Here is an 8,589-nt window from a genome sequence, read left to right as displayed (position 1 = left end):
CGCCTCGCAGCATCGAGGTCCTCATTGATCCGAAACTCCTGCCCGAGCTAATCTGACCGCCGGACCCAACCCGTCAAAATCACTGTGCAGAGCCACTAGTTCATTGCAGGTTTGGCTTGCGGAAGACCTGGGCGTGGCGGCATTCCAAGGACGAGCTGCGACAGATATGGAACGCCGCGAACAATCGAGCGCACCGTTAGCGCGATCGCAATAATCGCGGCCCCGAGCATACCCGCGATGATCAACCGGGTCGTGAGATCCCAAAGTTCTCCGAACTGTACGAAATCCATGAGACGGAACACGGTACTCTGGACCAGGTAGAGCAGCAGCGTGGTCTGGCCCAACTCCACAGCGATAAAGCGGGCCATTCGATTTGAACGGCCAACGCTCCAGCATTGCAGCAGGAGTTCGATAGCGATTGCTGAGGCAGCTGCAGAGCCAACAAACATCAGAAGCACGTTTTTAGCCGACCGAAAATCGTGAATTACCCCAAGATTATTGTAGACATAGGTATCCTTGCCCCAAGCTAGAAAGCATACGCAGGTCACTATCGAGAGAAATAAAATCAGGAGCGGCTTGTGATGTCGCGATGTACGCGTCCATCGTTCTCTCGATTGAGCAAGCAAGAAGCCGAAGCAGAAGAACGGGTAAGTGAATCTGATCAGGGGTGATATGGAGAATGTCAGAGGCGCGAGTGCGACCAGTATGGCTAAGCCAGATATGACCCACCATTGGTGGTTTAGCCTGGTAGAAATCTTGAGGAGAAGGTAGGAAACAAACGTGGCCCAGATGAACCAATATGTGCCAGCGAAATCGTCTACAAATTCCAAAAGTCCGCTCGTTAGGCTGGGCGCGCGCCACAATGCCGCCAGCTTAGCTGTCTCCATGAACGTCCACCAAAACAGCATCGGCAGCAAAAGCTGCTTCGCACGGTCGCTGGCGGCTCGAGTGAACGACTTTTGCAGCAGCGATCGAGAAGAAAGATATCCGCTTATCGCCATAAAGAGTGGCATGTGAAACATATAGATCGATTTGTAGTACGGCGAATACCAAAACCCGTCGTCTCGGTAGATGACATACTGAATCAGGTGCCCAACGATCACCAAAACAATGAGCGCACCTTTCGCGAAATCTAAGCTTAGATCTCGATCGTTTGTCTCTGTCGTGCGCGAGCTCGGGGCGATCGTTCCAGTCACGCGTAGCAATATATCAAACATCTAGATATCTGTTGTTGATGAGCCGGTGGCCCGTTGTCCGCTTCTTCTGCCTCATTTTTGATCCAAACGAAAGGTGATGGCGGAAGTTTTTGGAAGGCGAATAAGTTCAGCTTGTTAGGCCTTGAAGATGGAGCTGGTCGAGCGTCTCTGAATGCCTCGCGGAACTTTGCGGCAGAGCAGATATCTAATTTGAGATATTGGTGTAGCAGTACGGGGGCACGGCATACTACTTGCAGACGCGGTTCTAGGTGGAAGACTGTCGCGCTCAGTCTCCCACTCAGCCCGACGCATCTCAGACCCGGCAGATGCGTCGGGCTTCTTCGGTTGGCCCAGCATAGTTGACATTTGGTCCGTCACCTTCGCTTGCCGTCGAGGCGCTCACGTCAAATAGGGGCTTCTGATAGCTGAACTCGGGCACTCGCCCGCACTTCCGCAAATGCTTCGTCCATAGCGCCGGTCGCCGGCCAACCAGCCGGTGTGATATCTCTCGTCATCGCGTTGCTCCCCTTTGGAATCAGCACCCCGAGCCTACCGGCTCAAAATGGCAACGCCGACCTCTTCAGAAATTCAACAGAACCCGGGACATCCCCACCGCTCGTTCCTTGACGGCTTTCGTCGCAAAGCCGCCCGCCGGAGTGATTGTTGCTGCACCTATGCTGTAAACGGCTCAGGCTCGATCGCTGCTGCACAATCTACGGTCCTAACAAAGTCCGCACCTGTGCGGCTGGGTACGTGGCCACCAAGAAGCCATACCACACCATTTGACTCCATTCCGCTGCGAGCTCACCTTCGGCAGACCTCAGAGTGAAAACTTAGATAAGCCAGCTCGACCAGATTCGCTCGCGACTGCGAGGTTCTATGGTCAAAGGTGCTGCTCGCACTCACGTGTTGTGGATCGAGGAGGGCAGCAGGCGTTCTCCGCACATCAGCCGACTCGGCGGGTCACAGATAGTGTTGGCCTTCAGGCTTCACCTTCATGATCATGGCCTCAAAAATCTGACCATTTCGGCGGCAAGCGAGGACTCACGCCAGTGACTTGCGGCGATGCGGTCGCTAGCAACAGTTTCTCTCGTGTGCCTACAAGTTTAGCTTGCTCGGGCTGAATTCAACGTTTCGGTCAATGACTCCTCGAATATGTCTAGGCCTTGTCCCAACGTTTCTTGGTCGATCGTAAGTGCAGGCAAGAACTTTACAACCTGATCGGTCGGTCCGCATCGCTCGATAATCAATCCCTTTTCAAACGCTCTATGTGACGTCGCCTCTGCGATTTCGGTCGTTTTGCAATCGAATCCGCATACCATGCCCCGTCCACGAACAGCAAACTTGTTTCCGTGCTGGTGCGCGATAGCATCGAGTCGACGCCGCATAAATGCGCCCAAGCGTCGGACCTGTTGCGAGAACGTCTGGTTGCGCCAATACAGATTCAAAGCCGCTTTGCCAGAAACGAGTGCAAGGTTGTTTCCTCGAAACGTCCCCGTGTGCTCGCCTGGTTCCCATGCGTCAATCGCTTCTTTGATCAGGAGCATCGATAGTGGCAAACCGTACCCACTTAGCGATTTCGACATTACAACAATGTCTGGCGACAACGCAGCGAACTCGAAACTGAAGAACTCGCCTGTACGGCCACAGCCCATTTGGATATCGTCAACTATGAAAATAGCTCCGACCTCTTTTGCCAAAGCCTGAATTGACTGCAACCATTCCTCACCGGCGACGTTAATGCCTCCCTCTCCTTGCACGGTTTCGACGAGAATGGCGGCTGGAAGATCAGTGCCACTGCTCTCGTCCATTAATACCTTTCGCACGTATTCCGCCGCACTGTGGGCGGAGCCAAGATACCCATCATAGGGCATGAACGTTGTGCCGGATAAGGGAATGCTGCTGCCTTTGCGGTAAAAGCGGTTACCGCTCGCGGCTATGGCTCCCAAACTTTGGCCGTGATATCCATTCGTGAAAGAAATGACGTTGTGACGTCCTGTGATCTTACGCGAGAGCTTTAGAGCTGCTTCAATAGCGTTAGCTCCCGTAGGCCCCGTAAATTGAAAGCGGTAGGAAAGATTCCGTTCACGAAGGATGACAGAGCTAAAGGTCTCCATGAATTCGACCTTTGCTGGAGTGGCCATGTCCAAGCCGTGGACGACCCCATCCGACTCCAGATACTCGCTGATTGCCGATTTGATCTCCTGATTGTTGTGGCCATAATTTAGCGCTCCAGCGCCGGACAGAAAGTCAATGACCTTTCGGCCACCCTCTGCGAACATAATCGAGCCGCGCGCCCTGCTGAAGACAGCAGGAAAGGAACGTGAGTACGAGCGCACGTTGGACTCTAGCATTTCGACTGTCTTCATTCTGTGCGGGTCGTGTCCTGCAACCATGTGGTCGTCTCCTCGACAAGAAAATCTGCCCGCGAACAAGCGCGCGGCCAACATCGTACAGGATTGGCAGACCATGAGCGCACGGTTCCGGCGCCTCTCGGCGTCCTTTGGGCTATGCGTAGGGCGTCTGAAAATCAGCTCCAACGGCTTACCCGAGAACCAGGCGGAATAAAGCTACTACGTCTAGTGGTTTCGTCCCCATCCAGCGCGGGCCCCGGCTAAGTCGTCTTTCGCGGGCAGGTTTGCTTAGCCGGCGCGCGATTGAAGAATTTGCGCATACTGCGCGGTTAGCTTGGAAGCGGGGAAGTATGCGGGCCGAAAAAGCTCATCGCGACCAGAGGGGCCGATGCGCTCCCGGCGACGGCGGAGCCCGCCAGCCGGAAGCGTGTGTTGGATGCTCACGCTCACGGACCCGGCGAGTGGAAGGGACACGGCCGCCGCGGATCTGGCCCGGCGCGCGGGCTTATCGCGCGTCCAGAGCCCCGCTTTGGGCCTTGCGTTTGGCCGGGACCGGCGCGGAGAGTGGTCGGCGTGGATGCGTTCGGCAGCAAAGGCGTGGCTTGAAATCGCTTCGACCAGTGGCATTTGTGTTGCCCTGCAACGGATGCGTAGGTTTCGGGTGCTTCGGCCCGCCGAAGGGTTGCTGGGAGCGAACGCAAGTTGGCGAGTTTGGCGTACACCACTCGATCCTTCGAAAGCCCAACATCGCCAAAATGCGGTCTTTGTGGCTTTTGTGAATTCCGCACCGATCGTCTCGACCGACTGCGTGATTTTGGCCGCGATCGCCGCGCCTTTCCTCCCACAAACTCCGGTGCCCGACCTATCTGGAGCGGTCGCACAAGTTTCAGGTGAGTTCTTTGTTCTAACGAGGTACTGCCGGGCAAGCCGCTGCCGTGGCACTTTCGCGCTAAGCTCAGCAAGGATCGTGGCACTGAAGGTAGGGCGCTCCTTCGTTAAAGCGAGGAGGGCCTCGCCTCGTCTGATTGCGCGATCATACCAGAGGCGCCTTGTCAGGAGCCCGACGTTGCAAGTGTTTCAACCAGATGCCGAAAGTGCAACAACAACGACAGGAATGCGGCAAGATCGAAAGGCGAGGACCGCCACTGGCACGCGGTAAGCACGGGCAATCGCGCATTGATCGACATCGTAAGCGCCGCGCGGGTGCGGCTTGGTCCAGACTGCTTCCCCATCTTTCACGCGTTCGTTCCACCACGATGCTCGCGAAGCGCTTCATCGACGCAGGCGATCAACTCCAGACTGGCAAAGGGTTTGGCAAAAAAGCCGGTTACGCCGGCGCTCAACGCGCGGGCTCGCGTGCGATCATCTGCGAAGGCAGTCATCAGGATGAATGGCGCAGCGTGGCCCTGGGCCCGCATCTGTTCCAAAAGTTCAAAGCCGCTCATCATGGGCATCTGCACGTCTGCAATGACACAGGACGTATCGTTCAATTGAGACGACCGCAAGAATTCCTCAGCCGACGCAAACGTACGAACGATGTGACCCTGCGATTTCAAAAGGTTGTTCAGTGCGTCACGAATCGAAGGATCGTCGTCGACAACGGAAACAGTTGAATACCTAGACAAGACGACCCGTTCTTAGTTGGGCGAAGGCGCTGGCCGACGCATGACGGCCAGCAGAAGGATGCGCGTGTACGACGAAATTGTAAAATCATACCTAGGTTTGTACCCTGAAACGGTCGGTCCCAATTCCCAGCCTCTCAGCCATCCTGATCAAATCGGCTAGCGATCGAGCTCCCATCTTCTTCATCACGTGACCGCGATAGATTTTGACTGTAATCTCGGCGAGCCCGAGTTCCGCGGCTACCTGTTTGTTCAATAGGCCGGCGGCGACCAGTTTCAATACATCCTGCTCTCGTGGACTTAGGGCCTCAAACAAGGACTGCAGCCTCCTAACCACCTTGTCTACACCTCGTCTCTTCCGATCCTGTTCGATAGCTGCGACTACGCCATCGAGTAGTTCCTGATCGCGAAACGGCTTGCTGAGAAAATCGATTGCTCCACTCTTCATGGCTTTGACGGTCATCGGAATATCGCCATGCGCGGTGATGAAAATGATGGGAATGTGAATCTTCAGTTTGGCTAACTCACTCTGGAGCTCAAGGCCGCTCAATCCCGGCAGCCTGATGTCAAGCACAAGGCAGCTAGGAACATCAGGGAGCTCGCTCTGGAGCATTTCCCGGGCCGATCCGTAAGCAACGACATCTAGACCGATCGAACGAAATAGGTTGACCAGCGATTCGCGCATTGAGAGGTCGTCGTCGACGAGGAAGACGCTCGGCCTCACCTCCGGCCCTACGACATTTGCGGCTTCCTTCCGCGGTTCAGAGCGCTTGGTCACGATAAGAGCCTCACTTGTACGATTTACAGTAGAATTGTCGCCTAACTACGACCTTTGATTGATCGCGAGCCTTTCGAGGCCCTTCGCGCAGTGCAAATCTTTGAGATTTTCCAGGTATGTGACGGGTCAGCCATTCGCGCCAGCGTGACGCATTACACGAAAGTCTAGCAAAAACCGCCCGACTGGTCGAGAACTGCCTTTCACGTCTGTCCGCCGTCGCGTCGGATCGGCCCCGCGGCATCGATCAAACGATCAGCAGCCGATCGAGAAGCACCGAATCCAGAACTTGAGGCGCTCGCTTTAGCATGGCGGCGCGTGTCGCCTGGCCTTCGCGAATGAGGCTGCAGCGGACGACCCATTATGCGGCTGAAGGATCAGAATGCCCGGCGCCTTGGTAGTTGAACGCGGGGCCGCGAACTGAGCGAATTGGCGCGATTGTGCCTGTGCATGCGCCCATCCCGCCGGCGTTGAGATCGGCAAGCGGCGTAGACTATCGCACCCGTACTAAGGAAAATAGATATCAGAACGAGTAGCAGCGGCATCAGCACATGAACTCTTCTTTTCCGTCGTCAGAGCGCCTCTGAGTTGCTCTTTGCGAGGGTGGGGAAAGCACCTTGCACCGACTTCGTACAACCTGACGCAAGGTGCGATTCAAGTCCTTTCCGTCATGTTTGTAGTAAAGATGCTCGAACTCGAGCTGCTGCAGGGGCGCTCACGTGCGTTCGTGTCGTTGCTTCCTTCACGAGGCTCGCACCCCAAGACGAGGCGGCGTAATCTGAATGGAGAGGCGGGACACGCTCCATTCGGTGTCCAGCTGCGGACCAGTTCGCCAAAAGGCAGTTGTATTTGCTCTCCTGCATCAGCCAAACAACCGCTGATCCAGCGAAAGAATCATTCTCCTACCAGAATTGGCGGACATCATAGGTTCGTGCCGGGCACCTTGAAGGTTCGCTCTTTGACCTACATAGGAACGACAGAACGCGCCCCGAGCGGTCAACCTGAAGCTGTTGTCAGACCTGCCAGTAGCTCATCGATTTTGCTCAGGGCCTACGGCCTAGGCAGGGTCATTACGGGCGGCCCGAGGCACTCCGTTAAGAAGAAAGTGCGTCGGGTTCGCCCCACATCGCCAGGACATCCGTGGTGACGCTGCCTCCAATGAAGAAACCAGCGCGGCAAAACTGAGGCTCGCTCAGCAAGGCAGAGTAGGTAGTGACTCCCTGCTACTTCCGCACCGGCCAGGAAGGGCTTGAATCGTTGGTAGCGTCAGGTTGTACGATGCCGGTGTAGATCTATCGAATTGGCAAAGAAGGCGTTCCGCTGTTCTTCATATTAATTGCAATTCTCTTCACCGGTTTTGGGTAGCTTACGCCTTGCTTGAACAGCGGTTCAAGCAGCGAGAACTCTCTCGGATCTATCGGCTTCGCATGGCCGGCACTCGCCCTCCTGCGAACCGCAGCGAGCGGCATTCCGATCAGCGAGGGCCTATACGGCGCTCGGTGAGCATCAGGGGTGCCTTTGTCGCGGGTCAGTTGCTCCATCAATGGGAGCAACAATGAAGAGAATAGTTATGAGCGCGGTTTCGCTCACAGTGGCTCGCAGATCTGCCCTTGATGCTGTGGTTCAGAGTCGATCACTGCATGGCGCCTTCCAACAATGGAGCCAGGAGTGAACGTCGATCTCGAAAACGGCACCGCGCTTGTCGGCCGGATTTCTAGCCTGAGCGCCCTTGCGGCGTTTATGTTCAGGGACTCGACCGAGCATCTTGCTTTTCCTCGGGCCTTAGTTAGAAGCACAACTTCATGGTCGATTGTGGAGCAAACTTCTTTGGCGGCAGTGCTGTTAAGCGTGGGCGAATTCTCGGGACCGGCTTCTGTGAGAAAGGGTCGTTCGACATGCCAGATATCAGCAAGGCGATCGCCGAGCTCACCTGATCGTCTGATCGCATTCAGAGCGGTTCGCACAATAGTCAACCAGGGAAGCGACATTCCGGTCAGCGTAAGTGCCCTGCCGTCCAGTATTCCTCGGCCGGCATCGACCTCAGATCTAGGGACTGCTCGGAGATCGACAGCTTCGTGCGGGCCTCGAGGGGAATAGGCTGAGCTGATACCGCGCCAGTGCGGTTTCAGCTCGAAAAAGCAATATCGGCCGCGCTTATGTCCGCGGGGTAGCCATCGAAGCGGCGGAAAGCCAGCTGTTCGATTTGCTGCAATGGACCGAGCGCTCCCAGCCCTAGTACATCCGATTTCGAGGGGCTCATGCTAACCAAGAAGCTGCTTCAGTTCTTTGGCTCAAGTCGCTCGATCAGGCGTTGTGGTTTATTGATCAGTCAATGTCCAAACGCGCCGCCGCATCATTGGATGCGTCTCGTTGGAGTTAGATCTCTGCTGCGATCGTGAATCAGCCTCGTGACTAGCGTCTGAGAGGCGTTGTCGAAGGGGCGGCCTTCCTCAAGTGCAATATTGTGTACGGCGGGCTCCTTCAAATATCGCGTCGGATACACAAGCTCTGTGCTTCCTTAGCTCGGTACCGCGACCTCAGTGTGAACCGCTCCGGGTTTGCCGGAGGCCATTTGGTTTAAGTTATGCCGCCATGGCGGGTTGTTCCAGCATGGCGTAGTAGCGTTGCTCGGCTTCGGCAGG

General features: G+C 55.8%; 4 protein-coding genes. All 4 read right to left on the bottom strand.

Translation table 11 applies throughout. The features are described 5' to 3' along the window. Positions 1 to 95: 95 nt before the first annotated feature. Positions 96 to 1,217, bottom strand: a complete 1,122-nt coding sequence (gene nolL, locus IVA82_RS01665) for a nodulation factor fucose acetyltransferase NolL (protein WP_247388733.1) — start codon at positions 1,215 to 1,217, stop codon at positions 96 to 98. Between the two features lie 1,085 nt (positions 1,218 to 2,302). Next, complete coding sequence (ectB, locus tag IVA82_RS01660) at positions 2,303 to 3,565, bottom strand: diaminobutyrate--2-oxoglutarate transaminase (RefSeq protein WP_247493133.1); 1,263 nt, start codon at positions 3,563 to 3,565, stop codon at positions 2,303 to 2,305. A 1,220-nt stretch (positions 3,566 to 4,785) separates the two neighbouring features. Next, positions 4,786 to 5,175, bottom strand: coding sequence for a response regulator (locus tag IVA82_RS01655; RefSeq protein WP_247388732.1), 390 nt, complete (start codon positions 5,173 to 5,175; stop codon positions 4,786 to 4,788). A gap of 91 nt (positions 5,176 to 5,266) precedes the next feature. Then, positions 5,267 to 5,950, bottom strand: coding sequence for a response regulator transcription factor (locus IVA82_RS01650; protein WP_247388731.1), 684 nt, complete (start codon positions 5,948 to 5,950; stop codon positions 5,267 to 5,269). Positions 5,951 to 8,589 lie beyond the last annotated feature (2,639 nt).

Source organism: Bradyrhizobium sp. 142, from assembly GCF_023074015.1.
Lineage (GTDB): Bacteria > Pseudomonadota > Alphaproteobacteria > Rhizobiales > Xanthobacteraceae > Bradyrhizobium.
This window is presented reverse-complemented; position numbering and strand designations above follow the sequence as displayed.